Consider the following 18,140-nt stretch of genomic DNA (forward strand, 5'->3'; position numbering starts at 1 on the left):
TTAAAGAGGCCGGCTGTCTCAGCCGGCCATTCTGTTAATAATCTGTTTTTAGTTACGTTTCGGCATACCGAAACTCAATGGTTTTTCTTTGCGAAGCATTTTTCCTGCTTCTCCGCTTAACCAGAGATAATGGTCGGAAGGCATACCGTCCATGTCGATAAATTGGATAGATTTTCCAACCGGAGGATTATCGGAACATTTGAATATCGCAGTTCCTTCGTTCACTTCATCGAACATGGCTACATAGAGCATTGTTACTCCGGCATTGATGGCAGTGGAGATTTGTTGCCAGAAGAAACGGCCTCCCTGTCGTGGGATGGAACCGGAGGGTTTTATGTCATCCGGAAATTCGAAACGGCTTAGATTATGCCAGCTGAATCCGGGGTAAACACAAGGAACATAGTCTATGCCATTTTCTTTACACCATTCCATATCGGCAAGAATAACATCACGGTAACGGTCCATGTCATTATGAAGAAGCGGTGTGAAACGTTGTACCATCCATGGTAAAACAATGTCAGCCTGTTTGATCAGTGTATGCAGGTACGGATCATGTATACAGTCGGCATTCAGGTCACGCCAGAATGTCGGAACTCCCAGCATAACGCTGCAACCTCCATATTCAGGATCGTTTTTGAGGAAATCGATAAAACGTTCTAATCCGATATTACGGATATCGTAAGGGCGGTCGGGGAAGCCAACACCCCAGATTGTAACCAGTGGTTTGCCGTTGAAAAATATGTAGGTCTGTGTTCCGGACTGATTGGTAACTTTTAATGAATCTACCAGGTATTTCCAGTCTTCAATCAGTGACGAGCAATCTTGTCCCGATGCTTTTAAACCGGACAGGTCATACATGACACCGATTGCCCGTTCATATTTGGAAGCTGCTTCCATGGCATTTTTTAGTACTATATTACGTTCAGCCCCCGGTTGTGCGGCACTGAAGAAACGTTGCATAAAAACACCGTCCAGTCCGTATTCCTGCATCCATTTGAAATGCAGATCAACCGTACTTTTATCTTTTGAACTAAAAAAACGGGCAGCTGTCCCATCCTTTAGTTTTAATCCTGTCGGGTAGGTTTTTTCATACTCGGAGACATCCGGCCACATATCTATACGGGTATGTTCTTCATCCGGATACATCATGCTTTTGTCCGGTTGGCGGAACCAACCTTGATAACCGGCCATTACAAGTCCCTTGTAAGACGGGTACTTGGTTGTTTTGGAATGTTTGTTTCCCGCGGCATATCCGGCACTGCCGAATATTAGAAAAGCGAGGAGTAAGTAAATGCTTTTTTTCATGATCTGAATATTTTAAATGATTGAACAATATATTGCAATTCGGGTTCTTAGTCGGGCTTAATCTTCCTTTCTCTTTTATTTTCCGACTGTGGCTGATCTTTTTTCGCCAGAAGGAAATTCCCCATAACCAAATAATCCATATTTGAATACATGAAGTCTTCAAATGCTTCTTGCGGACTGCAGACGATCGGTTCTCCCCGGACATTAAAGGATGTATTGACCAGGACTCCTATTCCGGTTTCTTCCTTGAAGTCTTCCAATAGTTGATAAAGCCGGGGATTAGATACTTTGTTGACCGTTTGTAACCGTGCTGAATAATCCATATGTGTGATGGCAGGCAGAATGGAACGTGGTTGATAAAGCCGCTTGTACAAATCATCATCCTGGCTAAAAGTTACAGGAAACTGATGTTGCTTTTTTATTTGTGTGACAGAAAGCATATAGGGAGATGGTTTTGCCCGATCGAAGAAGAGCAGAGCATCTTCTTCGATTACACAAGGTGCGAAAGGACGGAATCCTTCTCTAAACTTGATCTTCAGATTTAAAGTCTTTTGTATATCCGGGTTCCTGGGATCACCCAGGATACTCCGGTTGCCTAACGCACGCGGGCCGAATTCCATCCGCCCTTGAAACCATCCGATAATGGCTCCTTCAGCCAATAACAGACTGGCAGTCTTAGTCAACTGTTGAAAATCATTATAATAAGTGGCGTGGGCAGCCTGTTTACTCAGAAAACATCCTATCTCATGGTCAGAGTAAGATGGTCCTAAATAGGCATTTTTCATCATATCTTTTCCTTCGGATAGATACCGAGGATGTTCCAGATAAATGTGATATCCTGCCAGAGCCGCTCCTAAGGCTCCTCCGGCATCTCCAGATGCAGGCTGAATCCATAGGTTTTGAAAAAGCCCCGTTGATTCCAGTTTTCTGTTGGCTACACAGTTGAGTGCAACGCCGCCAGCCATGACCAGATTTTGACAGCCAGTGATTTGCCGGGCTGTTTGTGCCAGGCGAATTAGAATTGTTTCAGTAATTTGTTGAATCGCAAAAGCTAGGTTCATATGTTCTTTTTTTATTTCCGATTCGGGCTCTCGCCGCGGAAAACCAAAAAGTTTTTCCCATTTGCGGGCTTGTATCATCGTTAAACCGGTTGCAAAATTAAAATAATCCATATTGAGGAGTATTGAACCATCTTCACGGATGTCAACTAGCTGGTCAATGATTTTATTTTTGTAAGTCTCCGTTTCTTCGTTTTCTTCTCCGTAAGGTGCCAGTCCCATCAATTTGTACTCTCCGCTATTCACTCTGAATCCGAGAAAATAAGTAAAAGCCGAATATAACAGGCCGACAGAATGAGGAAAGTGCAACTCTTTCAATATACGGATACCGTCGGAATTACCAATGCCGATTGTTGTCGTAGCCCATTCTCCGATGCCGTCGACAGTTAAAATGGCAGCATCTTTAAATGGAGAAGGATAAAAAGCACTGGAAGCATGAGATAAATGATGCTCGGAGAAAAGGAGTGGAGCTTTTGTAACTCCGAAAAACGATAGTTCTTTACGGATCATACTGCGCATAAACAGTTTTTCTTTTATCCATACAGGAATGGCTTTAATAAAACTGCGCAGACCTTTTGGTGCGAAAGCATGATATGTTTCCAGCAAGCGTTCAAATTTTAGAAAAGGCTTGTCATAAAAGACGATCGCATCCAGTTCTTCGAATGTAATGCCGGATTCTTCCAATGTATAGCGAATGGCTTCTGTCGGAGACTTCTTATCTTGTTTAATTCGGGAAAACCGTTCTTCTTGAGCAGCAGCAACGATCTTCCCGTCCACGATTAATGCGGCTGCACTGTCATGGAAATATGCCGATATACCTAAGACTGCTGTTTTTTTCATAAAAGCAGAAGTTAGAAGATTGTATAGATAAAAGGAGCAAGTGCAGAGCCACTTGTTAAGACGATCAATAGAGACAGAAGTAATAAGACCAGAATGAGTGGGATCATCCAGTATTTCTTCCTTGTTTTCAGGAAATGAAATAATTCTTTTATGAATTCCATGAGCCGATATCCTTTTCTTTAAATGGTTTTAGAATGCATTTATTAAATCACTTTTCTCAAAAAGATGATCTCTCTCCGTGAGAACCGATTGCTTATCTCTTTTAAAAGCATGGAGTTGCAGACTATCCTTTTTATTCAGTCTCCTGATGTAAGCAACCGGGGTTACTATACAGAAGAAAATGATGCTGAGTAATAAAATCGAGATGAAACCTCCTAGTGCTTCTGAAAGTTTGAACCAAATTCTGGCAACCGGAGTGAAAATATCCGGTTTTAATAAAGCAATCAGGCATAATACGATAGCAGCGACTAAAAAAAGTGTTTCATTTGTGAAATAGGCCGACAGGCAACAAACCAGAACCAGGACAAGACCGAATTCTGTATTCTGCTGTCTGCTTATAGGGTATGTAATTCGTTTATTCATTTATATTCTTTTTTTATTGATATAATTCAGAGCCTGTTGATAATGGACCTTTTGATGTTCCAGAGCCAGCATACAGGCTTTTCTCATATAGAATGCCGCTTTTTCTATCCGGTCGATTCTCGCATTATCGATAGCTGCTTTTTCATAAAAAGCAGGATCCTCAGCATATTCCAGAACAGAACTTTCGGCAATGGAAAGAGCTTTGTCTACTTGATTCAGCCTGTTGTAATAAATATATAGCTGGTTATGTGCGTTCAGCCATCCGATTTCTTTGCGGAATAGCCTGGCAGCCATAATTTCTTCCGGATTATTTTCCGGGATGGTAAGAGTTTTATACCGTTTGTCATTGAAAGGCCAGTGTCCTTTCAGGTTTTGGATACGAAGATTTCCCGCTAAAGAATCGATGACTGAAACAGGCATTTCTTCAGCCAGTTGTTTTTCGGTCAACTCGCTTTTTGTTACGGGTAGCAGTTTGCTGCTTTGTAATGCATTATAAAAAGCATTTGACATTAAATAATAGCCGGTAAGGTTCGGGTGTACATGGTCTGTAAATAGATTATCTCCCGGGAGATTGCCTTCGGAATGATTACGGAACTCGCTCCTGGTATCTGCCAGAAAAATATCCGGATAAATCCGGCAGAGACTGTCAATGATGTTGTTCAATGCTTCCGGAGCTCTGAACCGTAATTTGTCATGTTCCTTGGCCTGAATGAAGTAGGTTTCGGCTAACGGATAATCCTGCTTTGACAGGGCTAGTGTGGCTGATTCATAATAATCGGTTGAATCATTGATAAAGGGTGGCAAGTCTTTTATATTACTTACCAGATTGCTAATAAACACAGGTATATGTTGGTCTTGCAGAATACGGAATGTTGCATCCATATTCACTCTGAATTGATGAATACCTTGGTAATAAAGATCAGATTGAAAGGGTATATCTTGTTTGTCTGCCATCATTTCCATGCGGGTGACATCCTGTTTCATACCTTTTGTATTCAATCCGTATGTTTTGTAGTAAAGATTGGTTAAAAGTTGAACTGTGCGTAGCTGGCGTAATGAAATTATGAAATGGACCAGTTCCGGATTACTTCCGATGTACTGGGAGGAACCGATGCCCAAAGCACCATAATATTCGTTTTGTCCGCAATAGATGCAGACGGCATCCGGTTGGAATTTTGCTAGTTCTTTAGCAAATCCACGTACAGTATAGGAATTGACTGCTGTTAATGAGAGATTGATGATTTCAAATTGTTTGTCCGGGTAAGAATGCATAAGCCGGTATAATAACCAGCGGTGGAAAGAACCGTTGTGAAAATAAGGATATCCGATTGTTGTGGATTCTCCGAGAACAAAAATCCTGAATGTATGATTCTCTTTTTTCTTTTTGAAAAGTTCCTGGTTCCCAACAGCTGCAAAATCAGGGGTAGGGAAATATTTCCGGGAAGCATGCGGATTGAACATCAGGAATCTTTTATCTCCGGGAAATTCGGTAAAAAGGCTTAGATCATAGCCGTAGTTACAAAGACGAAGCGTAAATTCCAGTATGCCAATCAACAGAAAAGGCAATAAAACCGCAATCATTTTGAATAACTGGGTTACTTTAGGAGTAATATGTTTTTCAGACTCTTTCAAAGAAATATGATTTAAGGATAAAAATGTCTCATAATAACCGTGGCAGTTTCTTGTTATAATAACCATCACGGTTATTATGAGACGACTTTATATAGTTAGAAAATCAATAGAGTATTAATATCCTGTGTTCTGTGACCACGCCGGATTTCTGACCATTTCCTTGAATGGTATCGGGGCCAGATAACGGGTTGACGGATCCGCTTTATAAGTCGGGTTCAGCTCATTCTCATTTTCTGTGGCTCTAGCTGCCATTACTTGCGGTAATAGTTGCAGGCGGACGATATCGAACCAGCGGGTTCCGAATTCACCGGCACATTCATAAGCTCTTTCGTAAACGACTGAGTCGCGGAATGCTGTTTGTGAAAGTCCGGAAGTCAGACTCGGAAGTCCGGCACGTGTTCTGACCTCGTTGATTGCACTGTAACTTTCAGTTGTAGGTCCCCCGTTTGCCATACAGGATGCTTCTGCATAATTCAGTAACACCATGGCATAGCGAATAATATCCAGCGCTTTGTTTGTACTCGGATTCATAGAGATCAATTCTGTTTCTGTTTCGGTTACACCGTCCCCGCCCAGACCTGCACGGAATTTTTTATAATATGGGTGTTGTACACGTGTCTTTGGAGAATCCCAGGGTACGAGATCGAATGTCTTCGTTTCCTTATTTAACAGTTTGAATGTTGTATAAAATGTCTCGTCCGTCCGTTTACATTTTGGTGCATTCTTATAAAAATTGATTTCAGAGTAGTAATCATCCCAACCGGTTTGTCCGTTCAATGCTTCTTCTTCCAGAGGCACGCAGGAAGAACCGAAACTTCTTTGGGGCAGCCCATTGTCGACATTGTATTCGAGGGCGAAGACAACTTCTGAATGATTATTTGTCTGGAATACTTCCAGATAATCTGAAAGTAAGGAATAGGCATTGGAATTCATTACCTCTTTAGCCATACTGGCTGATTCGGCATATTTGGACTCGTCTTTTAAAGGCCATCCTGCCATTGTCAGATATACATCCGCCAATAATGCTTTGGATGATAGCTGGTTGGGTTTTCCCGGAATACTTGTTTCCGGTAATTTACTGATAGCCTCTTTCAGGTCTGTAATAATTTGTTCGTAAATAGTCGTTACAGGTTCTCTGGCAGGTCTTTCATTCACATCGATCGGTGCCGTTATCAGAGGCAGATCCCCGAATGTACGGACTAAATAGTAGTAACATAATCCGCGTATGAAGAGTGCTTCTCCTGCCGATTCATTTTTTGCAGTTTCTGTAGAGTTTTCTACTTTTTCGTAATTTGCAAGGATATTATTTGCCTGGTAGATCGCTTTCCAGGGACCTTCCCATTGTGCTACCAGGCTTGAGTTATTGGCACTTCCCTGCAAACGGTCGAATTCGCGCATGTCTTCTTTATTCAGTCCCGGGTCGGTTGTTAAATCGTCAGCACCGAAATATGAAGTCATACGACTGGTAAATCCCCATGATCCGTCTACGGCCAAAACGCGGAACATAGAAGCTACGGCGCCGTCCAGGTCAGACTGGCTTTTAAAGTAAGTATCGGGAGTCAGGTCCGCTCTCGGATCTTCGTTCAGGTCCTGACATCCGGCCAGCGATACCACAGATAATAACGAGAATGCTAAATATTTAAATTTCATGATATTTCTTTTTTGAATTACTAAACTAAACTTGTTTCTGTCTTATTTCAGAATTAGAAGCCGACACGGATACCAAATGTATATGATCTCGGATTCGGAATAACACCCATTTCAAGACCTTGGGTAAGTGCGTTTGTTCCGTTATTTACTTCAGGGTCATATCCTGGATAGCTTGTGATGGTAAACAGGTTCTGTGCACTGACATACAGTTCCAGATTGTCTACGAAGAGTTTTTTAGTAATAGATTGCGGAACTGTGTAATTCAAGGCGATATTCTTCAGTTTGACGAAGCTGCCATTGTATACATAGCGGCTGCTGTTGATGAAGTTCTTGCTCGTATTACTGAAATGAGGATTGTCAGTCTCATGTTCCGGGGTCCACATGTTCAGTGCTTCCATGGTAGTCGGTGATTTTGCCTGTCCCTGACCGCCCCAGATGTAAGCCATGGATTGAGAATAAATATCTTGTCCGATAGATCCGTAAAACATCAGATTCAATGTAAAGTTCTTATATTTTAAGTCATTGCTGAAACCAAAGGTGAAATCAGGAGTTGCATTACCTATACGCTGCATGTCGTCTGATGTATAAGCATGGTCACCGTTGACATCTTCATAACGTGCATCACCGGGTTTCATACCAAACTTAGCTGCTTCTTCAGCTTCACTACTTTTCCAGGTACCCAGGAATTTGTAGCCATAGAATTCTCCTAGCGGACGTCCTACTTTCAGATAAGAGATTCCGGATTGTGCAGAACCGATGTTATTGACTTGTACATTATCCAGACCTTCCAGATCGACCACTTTGTTGCGGTTCAAAGAGAATGTTAAATTGGTACTCCAGGTGAAATCCTTGTTACTGAGAGGGATACCACCGATATTCAGTTCTATACCCTTGTTATTTAATTTGCCCATGTTACGGTCATAGCTTTCGCCTCCCATATAATAAGGAGAATCATATTGGTACAGCAGATCGGTAATGTCTTTATTATACAAGTCCATTGTAAAAGTCAAACGTCCGTTGAAGAATGAAGCATCGATACCGATGTCGGTTTGTTTGGTTTTTTCCCATTTCAGACTGGAGGAGGTCGGAGCCCCTAACGGAGTGGTTACACTTGACGTAACGCCATCGAAGAAATAAGGTTTATCCACCTTGATTCTTGGAATTGTAGCAAAAGCTCCGACTGCCTGGTTCCCTGTAAGACCGTAGCTGGCGCGGATCTTTAAACCTGAAATGACCGGAGAATCTTCAAGGAACTTTTCCTTTGCAATGTTCCAACCTAAAGCGACAGAGGGAAAATTACTGTATTTGTCTGTCAAGCGGGAAGATCCGTCAATACGCCAGCTGGCTGTAACCATATATTTCTCTTTGAAAGAATAATAAACGCGTGCCATATAAGATTGTAGGGCATCGGCCGTATATCCGGAAGTCGTCTGCTGGCTGGCTCCTAATCCAAGGTTATAATATCCCAAAGATTCGGTAGACAGATTTCTGGCTTCCCCCTGATGCCAGATCTCTTCGTATTGAGACTGTTCATATAATAAAGTGGCAGTCAATGAATGGTCGTCGAAAGTCCGTTGGTAAGTAAAATAATTACTATTTTGCCAGGAAATGATCTTTTGCGATTTAACGGTGGCACGCGCTCCGTTTACCATACCTTCATCTGTATTGGAGTCACGCAAAGACTGTTTAGTCGTGTTATTGCGCGTGTACGAATTTGTGGTCGTAAATGTCAGACCATTTATCGGAAGGTGAACCGTCAACTGTCCCATACCGGTTACCAGGGTCGCTGTATAATCTTCCAGCTGGGATTCTGCCTGGGCAACAGGGTTGAAACCGTTTGAACCATACGTCGAGTTCTTGATATAAGCTCCGGTTTCCGGGTCACGGACAAGTGATGTCGGATCCCAGATATTTGCTTGTGCGAACGGGTCTGTCAAGTCTCCCTGATAATCCGTGTTGCGGCTTTGAGGTTGCAGATAGGAGAGGTTCACTTTTACATCTAACCATTTGTAAGGCTTCAAATCTAAGTTTGCACGCAAGTTCGCTTTCTTGTAATACTGGTTGATGATCAGACCGGGTTGATTTACATAGTTAAAAGACAAACGGTAACGGGCTGCCTCGGAACCGCCGGACATGTTTAAGTCATAATTCTGGGTCCACGGCTTTTGTTCGATCTCTTTATGCCAGTCTGTGCCTCCCCATTGTTTGAACTCCTGTAACTGGGTCTCGTTAAAGGCGGCAGAACCTCCGGTCGAGATATTTGTTTCATTAACCACTCTGGCAAAATCATAGGCATCCATCAGATCCAGGTGTTTGGCGATGCTCGACTGGCTCCACCAGGCATTGAAATTAATTTTAGTTTTGCCTGCTTCACCTGATTTAGTAGTGATCAGCACGACACCATTCGAACCGCGTGATCCATAAATAGCTGTGGCCGATGCATCTTTCAAAATTTCCATTGATTTGATATCATTGGGATTTAAAGAAGCAATGTCGCCCCCCACTTGTCCGTCGATCACATATAATGGCTCTGTTCCTCCTTTGATAGAGTTTGCACCACGGATCTTAACGTTTAATCCTTTGCCGGGCATACCGCTGCTACTGACAACCTGTACACCGGGTGCCGTACCTTGCATCGCTTGTTCGATACGGGTGATCGGACGTTTTACGAATTCATCTGATTTCAATGAGCTGCTGGCACCGGTCACATCAGATTTACGTGCAACACCGTAACCGATCGCAACGACTTCATTCAAACCGATTGCTTCTTCACTCATTGTAATATTAATTTGTGATTGGTTGGAAACAGGAACTTCCTGTGTCTGCATACCGATAAAAGAAAATACTAAAGTGCTTCCTGACGGAACGTTTTCGATCGTGTATTTACCGTCCATATCAGATGTTGTACCAATGGTAGTTCCTTTCACAATAATACTAGCGCCAGGAATCGGATCACCATTTATGTCATAGACAATACCTGTGATTTTCTTTTCCTGCATAATTTCATTCTGAATCTTCGGACCGACTGCCGGATTAACGTCAGCAGCATATAAGACCGGAGACAGAGACAGTGCTAATGCCAAGGCACCAGCTCTTTGAAAAAATAATCGTTCTTTGTGATAATCTTTTTTCATATTAATTTTTATTTGCGTTAACGGAAGTAAAGTAAGCGGGCGGCTATTAATAAACTTATTAATTCCTGCTTAACAGTGCTATAAAAATGAATTAATATTCGATTAATATAGTTTATGCGGATTTTAATTCCATATTAAGGTCGTTTTCGCGGTTCTGTTAATGGTGGAACAGTAGTTTTGCAGCGTACTCAATCTTAATATCATGAATATAGAAATAAAAAAACTAAAATGGTGTGTGATGCTGGGCTTGTTTTCTTGTTTATCAGGCCATGCACAACAAAGTCAGGTTGCATCGGTCGCGGCATCGTCCAACGCTGGAAGTGTGAGTCGTGTGTTCGATGGTGATTTGCAGACATCCTGGATGCTTTCTCCGGCAGATTTGTCGGCAGGGCAGTGGCTGATGTTTTCTTTACAACGACCAGGGGATGTGAAAGAACTGACAATACATGCAGACGGGGTTACCAAAGATGAATTACGCAATATGCTGGATCTGTTTATTACGTATGATCCGATGAACCTGGGTGAACCGATTAAATATTCAGTGAAAGGGAATAAGAACAAATTTGTACTGATGTTCTCACCAAAATATGGTGCACATATAAAAATGGACTGGAAAGGATCATCAGAAACAGCACTTTCATTGCAGGAGGTAGGGGTTGCCTTTGCCAAAAGTCAAGAGAAAAGCGATGGCATTTCAATAGATAAAGTATATATGGACCCGGATCTCCCGGTAGAAGACCGTGTGGAGAATTTATTGTCACAGATGACAACCGAAGAGAAAATGGAGTTGATACGTGAAGGCTGGGGGATTCCCGGAGTACCCCGTTTGGGAATTCCGGCTATTATGAAAGTGGAGGCTGTCCATGGTTTTTCTTACGGCAGTGGAGCTACTATTTTCCCGCAGGCAATCGGGATGGGTGCAAGCTGGGATAAGCAACTGGTCGAAAAGGTGGCAGGAGTCATCGGAGATGAGACAGTCAGTGCCCATGCAAAACAAGCTTGGTCTCCGGTATTGGATGTGGCACAGGATGCCCGTTGGGGACGTTGTGAAGAGACATTCGGTGAAGATCCAGTGTTAGTCTCCGAAATAGGAGGTGCCTGGATCAGAGGGTACCAGTCCAAAGGGCTTTGGACGACTCCGAAACACTTTGCCGGTCACGGTGCACCGCTTGGAGGACGTGATTCTCACGATATCGGATTGTCTGAACGGGAATGGCGGGAAATACACCTGGTTCCTTTCCGGCATGTGATCCGTAATTACGATTGCCAGTCCGTAATGATGGCTTATTCCGATTACCAGGGAGTTCCGGTAGCAAAGAGCAAGGAATTGTTAAAAGGTATCCTGCGTGATGAATGGGGATTCGACGGCTTTATTGTGAGCGATTGCGGGGCTATTTCCAATATGACGTCCAAAAAGCATTATACGGCAAAAGATAAGATAGAGGCTGCCAATGAAGCACTGGCTGCCGGAATCGCGACCAATTGCGGCGATACATATAATGACAAAACAGTCATAGAAGCAGCAAAGAACGGACAGATCGATATGGATAATCTGGACTTTGTATGCCGTACAATGCTTCGCACGATGTTCCGTAACGGTCTGTTTGAATACAATCCGTCTCAATTGTTGGATTGGGATAAAATTTATCCCGGATGGAACACACCGGAACATAAAGAAATCGCCCGCCAGGCAGCCCGTGAATCGATGGTTTTACTGAAGAATGAATCCGGAACATTGCCATTGTCTAAATCTGTTCACCGTATAGCTGTTATTGGTCCGGGGGCAGATGATTTACAGCCGGGTGATTATACACCGAAATTGCAGCCCGGACAATTAAAATCCGTTCTGACTGGAATAAAGGCTGCCGTAGGCAAGCAGACGCAGGTAATTTATGAGAAAGGGTGTGAATTTTTCCATAAGACAAATACGGATATTGAAAAGGCGGTCCGTGCTGCAAATGAATCGGATGTAGCCGTTTTAGTGCTAGGGGACTGTTCCACAAGCGAAGCCCTGTCAGGAATCCAGCAGACCAGTGGGGAGAACCGCGATTATGCCAGTTTGGTTTTGCCGGGCGATCAGCAGAAATTGCTGGAAGCCGTTTGTGCGACAGGAAAACCTGTTGTTTTGATTCTTCAGGTAGGGCGACCGTACAATCTGACTTATGCAGCGGAGCATTGTGATGCGATCCTGGTAAACTGGTTCCCGGGACAGGAAGGCGGACCGGCAACGGCAGATGTCTTGTTTGGTGATTATAACCCTGCCGGGCGTTTACCGATGACATTTCCACGGGATGCTGCTCAGTTGCCGTTGTATTATAATTTCAAAACATCCGGTCGGGTATATGATTATGTGGATATAGAATTCCAGCCCCTCTATCATTTCGGCTTTGGATTGAGTTATACGACTTTTAGCTATTCGGATTTGAAAACCCGTGTCGAACCGGACGGAAATGTGAATGTACAGGCTACAGTGACGAATACCGGAAAAGTAGCGGGCGACGAAGTCGCTCAATTATATGTGACCGATATGTACGGCAGTGTAAAGACACGTGTGATGGAATTAAAAGATTTTACCCGCCTGCACCTGTTACCGGGTGAATCGAAAGTAGTATCTTTCAGCTTGACTCCATATGAATTATCGCTCTTGAATGATCAGATGGACCGTGTGGTCGAAAAAGGAGAATTTAAGATCATGGTAGGAGGGAAAAGTCCGGATTATGTGGCTGCCGATAAAATAAAAGACAGTGTCGGGTTCAACAACGATAAAGAAGGTGTGAATACGACGATTGAATATCCTTACGCATTCGGGGCTGATTTCGATATTCGTGTAGCAGGAGTAGAGGATAATCTGATGCAGAAAAAGAAATATGCATTGGTTACCGTAAAAAATAAGGGAAACTTGATGGATACGGGTAAAGTGATGATGTATATCGATGGTATCCGGCAAGGGGATGTCCGGCATTATGAACTAGCTCCGGGCGAAGAAAAGCAAATCTGTTTTGAATTGTCTACTCCTGAATACCAGGAATTGCTTTTTACAACTAAATATAAAAGTGCTCGACTTATAACGAATAAATAATTATAGCATGAAAAAACTGACAAATATTTTAGTGGGGGCAACATTCTGCTGGTGCATGGCTGCCGGTAGTTTATATGCCCGGCAGGCGGAAAAAATGCCTGTGGATTATGTGAACCCTTATATGGGGAATATCAGCCATTTGCTGGTTCCGACCTATCCGACGATTCATTTACCCAACAGTATGCTGAGGGTTTATCCTGAACGTGGCGATTATACGGGGGATGTGTTGCACGGATTACCTTTGATTGTAACCAGCCACCGTGGAAGTTCGGCTTTTAATTTAAGTCCTTACCAGGGTGATTTGGAAGGAGTCCGACCGGTTGTATCTTTCAGTTACGACCAGGAGAAGTTGAAACCTTATTATTATGAGGTTATACTTGACGACCAACAGACGTATGTGAAATATGCTCCTTCGCATCAGTCGGCTGTTTATCAGATTGATTTTACGCAAAGTGATCAGCCGGTTTATTTGATGTTGAATTCAAAAAATGGAAAGATCCGGGTAACCGGAAATAGCGTGAGCGGCTACCAGCAGTTGGAAAATAACACACGGGTCTATATTTATCTGGAGTCGGAAACCCAACCGGGAAAAGTAGGAATATTGAATGGATCAGCCATAGATTGGGACAGCCGGGAGTTTGAGGGTAAAAATGCCTGTGCAGTTTTGAATTATGGCAATCAACCGCAAACTTTGCAGCTTCGTTATGGCATTTCGTTTATTAGCGAAGAGCAAGCCAAAGAAAATCTGCGTCGTGAGCTAAAGGAATATGATGTTATGAAACTCGCTTCCCAGGGACGTGATATCTGGAACAATGCTTTAGGTAAAATTAAAGTAGAAGGAGGTGACGATACAAATAAAACGGTTTTCTATACTTCTTTATACCGTGTGAGCGAACGTCCGGTTTGTATCAGTGAAGGGAATCGTTATTTTAGTGCTTTTGACGGAAAAGTACATGAGGATAATGGAAAACCTTTCTATACGGATGACTGGATCTGGGATACATATCGTGCTGCCCACCCGCTTCGCGTTATGATCGATGCCGAACGTGAAACAGATGTAATCAATTCTTATTTGACTATGGCTGAACAGATGGGGGATGACTGGATGCCGACATTTCCGGAAATAACCGGCGATTCCCGCCGGATGAACTCTAATCATGCCGTGGCTACTGTAGCAGACGGATATATAAAAGGTTTGCGTGGCTTTGATTTGCAAAAGGCCTATCGTGTATGTAAGAAAGGAATTGAAGAAAAGACACTGATACCCTGGTCCGGAGCTCCGGCAGGTTGGTTGGATGATTTTTATAAGAAGAACGGCTATATTCCGGCGTTGGCTCCGGGTGAAGAAGAAACGGTACCGAATGTTAGTGATTTTGAGAAGCGGCAACCGATTGCCGTGACATTGGGTACTTCGTACGACCAATGGTGCCTTTCACGGATAGCAGGTGCCTTGGGAAATAAAGAAGACCAGGAACATTATATGAAATGTGCCTATAATTACCGGAATGTATATAATCCGGAAACCGGTTTTTTTCATCCGAAAGATAAAGACGGAAAGTTTATCGAACCTTTGGATTACAGTTTTGACGGAGGGCCGGGGGCACGTTTGTATTACGGAGAAAATAATGGATGGGTTTATCGTTGGGATGTCCCCCATAACGTGGCAGACCTGATTGAGCTGATGGGGGGACGGGAGCAATTTATCTGGAATCTGGATGCCATGTTTGTGCAACCTTTGGGACGTGGCAAACCGGAATTTTACGCTATGATGCCGGACCATACAGGGAATGTCGGACAGTTTTCCATGGCAAACGAGCCTTGCCTGCATATCCCTTACCTATATAATTATGCCGGTCAGCCCTGGAAGACGCAGAAACGGATCCGTACATTATTGAAACAATGGTTCCGTAATGATTTGATGGGCGTACCCGGAGATGAAGACGGAGGCGGTATGTCTGCTTTTGTAGTCTTCTCTTCGATGGGATTTTATCCGGTGACTCCGGGTATTCCTGCTTACAACATCGGAAGTCCGATATTTACTCATGTTACCATGAATCTTAGCAATGGTAAGATATTTGAGATAGAAGCACACGGATGTTCGGAAGAAAATAAATATATCCAGAGCGCAACATTGAATGGGAAGGAATGGAATAAACCCTGGTTTACACATGTCGAGATAGCCAATGGCGGTAAATTGGTACTGATCATGGGGAATACAGCAAATAAAACCTGGGGTGCCGATGCGGACTGTGTACCTCCCTCTGTAGAGAATTTGTCCGGAATATAAATTAAAAAGAAGATACTTACATGAATACATATAAAACAATAGTAAGCTGTGTGTTGGCCGTTATGATATCTGCCTCTGCTTTTGCGCAGGAAAAGATGTTGTTCAGAGATGAAAAAGCTCCGATAGAGGATCGTGTCAATGACTTGTTGTCCCGATTGACTGTTGAAGAAAAGGTTGGTTTGCTGATAGCAACTTCGCCGGATATACCTCGTCTGGATATTCCCCATTATTATCATGGAAACGAAGCGCTGCATGGTGTCGTACGCCCCGGACGGTTTACGGTATTTCCCCAGGCTATAGGGTTGGCTGCTATGTGGAATTCGGATTTACAATATAAGATAGCCACGGCTATTTCGGATGAAGCCCGTGCCCGTTGGAATGAGTTGGACGGGGGAAAGAAGCAGACGATGCTTTTCAGCGATCTGTTGACATTCTGGTCCCCGACAGTGAATATGGCTCGTGATCCGCGTTGGGGGCGTACACCGGAAACATACGGTGAAGATCCTTGTCTGTCGGGAGTATTGGGGGCTCAGTTTGTCCGTGGGCTTCAGGGAGATGATCCGCGTTATCTGAAAGTGGTTTCTACCCCGAAACATTTCGCTGCCAATAATGAGGAGCACAACCGTTTCGAATGTAATCCCCGGATTTCAGAAAAACAGCTGCGTGATTATTACCTTCCGGCATTTGAGTCTTGTGTACGGGAAGGGAAGGCTGCTTCTATCATGGCAGCTTACAATGCGATCAATGATGTTCCTTGTACCGTCAATCCGTGGCTGTTAAATAAGGTATTGCGTGAGGACTGGGGATTTAACGGATATGTCGTATCCGACTGCGGTGGTCCGTCATTGGTGGTAAGCGGTCATCATTATGTAAAAACGAAAGAAGCCTCTGCCACTCTTTCTATCAAAGCAGGTCTGGATCTGGAGTGTGGTGATGATGTATACAAGCAACCTCTGTTGAACGCGTATAAACTGGGTATGGTCAGCATGGAAGATCTTGATCGGGCGGCCTTCCGGGTATTGCGTGCACGCATGCAGTTAGGTTTGTTTGACGATCCGGAATCGAATCCTTATAATAAGCTGGTTCCGTCTGTTGTCGGTTCGGACGAACATCGGGAGCTGGCGTTGGAAGCTGCTCGCCAGAGTATTGTCTTGTTGAAGAATAAAAACAACATGTTGCCGTTGAATCCGAAAAAGTTGAAATCAATTGCTGTCGTAGGTATCAATGCCGGAAGTTGTGAATTTGGAGATTATAGCGGAGCACCAGCCAACGAGCCGATCTCTGTATTGGAGGGTATCCGCCGCCGTGTGGGCAAGGAGGTAAAGGTTGTTTATGCTCCCTGGAAATCAGCAAAAGACGGTTTGGAGTTGGTCCAGGGCGATAATTTCCCCGGAGGGTTAAAAGTGGAATATTATAACGACACAGAGTTGAAAGGCGAACCGGTTGTTCGTGAAGAGCAATGGATCAATTTTGAGCCGGCCAATCAGGCACCGGATCCATTTTTACCGAAATCACCATTGTCCATTCGCTGGACCGGTAAATTACGTCCGACTGTATCCGGTCGTTATGCGTTGACTTTTACGTCCGACGACGGTTGCCGGTTGATGCTGGACGGTAAAAAAATTTTGGATGCCTGGGAAGGTCATGCTGTGCGTACAGATACGGTAATGGTCGATTTAAAAGCTGACAGGACATATGAACTATGTGCCGAGTATTATGATAATCGTGACTATGCGATTGCCCGTCTGCAATGGCGTGTGCCGGAAATTAACAAAAAAGATCGGATCGACCTGTATGGCGAAGCTGGCAAAGCCGTTCGCGAATCGGATATGGCAATAGCCGTCTTAGGTATCAACAAATCTATCGAAAGGGAAGGACAGGATCGGTATGATATCCAATTACCTGCAGACCAACGTGAATTTATCCAGGAGATATACAAACTGAACCCGAACACGGTGGTTGTGCTTGTGGCCGGAAGTTCATTGGCTATTAACTGGATTGACGAACATATCCCTGCAATAGTAAATGCCTGGTATCCGGGAGAGCAGGGAGGAACAGCTGTAGCCGAAGTGTTGTTTGGCGATTATAATCCGGCAGGCCGTTTACCTCTTACTTATTATAAGAGTTTGGATGAACTACCTCCGTTCGATGATTATGACATTACGAAAGGGCGTACTTATCAATATTTTCAGGGAGATTGCCTGTATCCGTTCGGTTATGGTTTGAGCTATACGACATATGCATACAGTAACCTGAATGTGGAAGACAAGGGGGACGAGTTGGCTGTTTCGTTCCGGGTAAAGAATGCCGGGAAAATGGCTGGTGACGAAGTGTCTCAGTTATATGTGAAAACTCCGGAGGCTAATGGTCCGCTTAAACAACTGAAAGGTTTCGCCCGTACGCATTTTGAGAAAGGAGAGGCAAAGACTGTGACTATCACAGTCAGGAAAGAGTCATTACGTCATTGGGATGCCGGACAGGAAAAATTTGTCGTTCCCGAAGGTACATACCGGTTTATGGTAGGAGCTTCTTCTGCTGATATTCGTCTGAAACAAGATTTTATATTCTAATGA

The 18,140-nt window shown here is 43.6% G+C and carries 10 protein-coding genes; 3 read left to right on the plus strand and 7 right to left on the minus strand.

What is annotated here, in order from left to right; translation table 11 throughout:
- Positions 1-48: 48 nt before the first annotated feature.
- From M1P97_RS00610 to M1P97_RS00635, 7 genes are all read right to left on the minus strand, one after another.
- Positions 49-1,305, minus strand: coding sequence for a glycoside hydrolase family 71/99-like protein (locus tag M1P97_RS00610; RefSeq protein WP_195373075.1), 1,257 nt, complete (start codon positions 1,303-1,305; stop codon positions 49-51).
- Between the two features lie 47 nt (positions 1,306-1,352).
- On the minus strand, positions 1,353-3,203 hold the full coding sequence (locus M1P97_RS00615; protein WP_249388112.1) for a carbamoyltransferase family protein: 1,851 nt from the start codon (positions 3,201-3,203) through the stop codon (positions 1,353-1,355).
- An 11-nt stretch (positions 3,204-3,214) separates the two neighbouring features.
- Complete coding sequence (locus M1P97_RS26410) at positions 3,215-3,364, minus strand: DUF5989 family protein (protein WP_195373073.1); 150 nt, start codon at positions 3,362-3,364, stop codon at positions 3,215-3,217.
- 28 nt (positions 3,365-3,392) lie between these two features.
- Positions 3,393-3,785 carry an SxtJ family membrane protein gene (locus M1P97_RS00620; protein ID WP_195373072.1) on the minus strand — a complete coding sequence of 131 codons (393 nt, stop codon included), beginning with the start codon at positions 3,783-3,785 and terminating at the stop codon, positions 3,393-3,395.
- Positions 3,786-5,417 (minus strand): SGNH/GDSL hydrolase family protein, encoded by a 1,632-nt coding sequence (locus tag M1P97_RS00625; protein WP_249388113.1) that lies wholly within the window; start codon positions 5,415-5,417, stop codon positions 3,786-3,788.
- A gap of 114 nt (positions 5,418-5,531) precedes the next feature.
- Positions 5,532-7,067: a RagB/SusD family nutrient uptake outer membrane protein gene (locus M1P97_RS00630; protein WP_195373070.1), complete on the minus strand. Its 1,536-nt coding sequence runs from the start codon at positions 7,065-7,067 to the stop codon at positions 5,532-5,534.
- A gap of 53 nt (positions 7,068-7,120) precedes the next feature.
- On the minus strand, positions 7,121-10,201 hold the full coding sequence (locus tag M1P97_RS00635) for a SusC/RagA family TonB-linked outer membrane protein (protein WP_195373069.1): 3,081 nt from the start codon (positions 10,199-10,201) through the stop codon (positions 7,121-7,123).
- A gap of 202 nt (positions 10,202-10,403) precedes the next feature.
- On the opposite strand from M1P97_RS00635, the gene M1P97_RS00640 reads away from it, so the two are divergent.
- From M1P97_RS00640 to M1P97_RS00650, 3 genes are read left to right on the plus strand one after another with little or no spacing between them, the layout of a single operon-like run.
- Positions 10,404-13,280 (plus strand): glycoside hydrolase family 3 C-terminal domain-containing protein, encoded by a 2,877-nt coding sequence (locus M1P97_RS00640; RefSeq protein ID WP_249388114.1) that lies wholly within the window; start codon positions 10,404-10,406, stop codon positions 13,278-13,280.
- Between the two features lie 55 nt (positions 13,281-13,335).
- Positions 13,336-15,567 carry a GH92 family glycosyl hydrolase gene (locus M1P97_RS00645; protein WP_249388418.1) on the plus strand — a complete coding sequence of 744 codons (2,232 nt, stop codon included), beginning with the start codon at positions 13,336-13,338 and terminating at the stop codon, positions 15,565-15,567.
- Positions 15,568-15,587: 20 nt separating this feature from the next.
- Positions 15,588-18,137 carry a beta-glucosidase gene (locus tag M1P97_RS00650; protein WP_195373066.1) on the plus strand — a complete coding sequence of 850 codons (2,550 nt, stop codon included), beginning with the start codon at positions 15,588-15,590 and terminating at the stop codon, positions 18,135-18,137.
- Positions 18,138-18,140 lie beyond the last annotated feature (3 nt).

The organism is Parabacteroides leei (genome assembly GCF_023369805.1).
Lineage (GTDB): Bacteria > Bacteroidota > Bacteroidia > Bacteroidales > Tannerellaceae > Parabacteroides > Parabacteroides leei.

Bases quoted from the DNA above. Each gene is read 5' to 3' on its own strand.
- M1P97_RS00610 (WP_195373075.1), bottom strand. From the start codon at position 1,305: ATGAAAAAAAGCATTTACTTACTCCTCGCTTTTCTAATATTCGGCAGT.
- M1P97_RS00615 (WP_249388112.1), bottom strand. From the start codon at position 3,203: ATGAAAAAAACAGCAGTCTTAGGTATATCGGCATATTTCCATGACAGT.
- M1P97_RS26410 (WP_195373073.1), bottom strand. From the start codon at position 3,364: ATGGAATTCATAAAAGAATTATTTCATTTCCTGAAAACAAGGAAGAAA.
- M1P97_RS00620 (WP_195373072.1), bottom strand. From the start codon at position 3,785: ATGAATAAACGAATTACATACCCTATAAGCAGACAGCAGAATACAGAA.
- M1P97_RS00630 (WP_195373070.1), bottom strand. From the start codon at position 7,067: ATGAAATTTAAATATTTAGCATTCTCGTTATTATCTGTGGTATCGCTG.
- M1P97_RS00635 (WP_195373069.1), bottom strand. From the start codon at position 10,201: ATGAAAAAAGATTATCACAAAGAACGATTATTTTTTCAAAGAGCTGGT.
- M1P97_RS00640 (WP_249388114.1), top strand. From the start codon at position 10,404: ATGAATATAGAAATAAAAAAACTAAAATGGTGTGTGATGCTGGGCTTG.
- M1P97_RS00645 (WP_249388418.1), top strand. From the start codon at position 13,336: ATGGCTGCCGGTAGTTTATATGCCCGGCAGGCGGAAAAAATGCCTGTG.
- M1P97_RS00650 (WP_195373066.1), top strand. From the start codon at position 15,588: ATGAATACATATAAAACAATAGTAAGCTGTGTGTTGGCCGTTATGATA.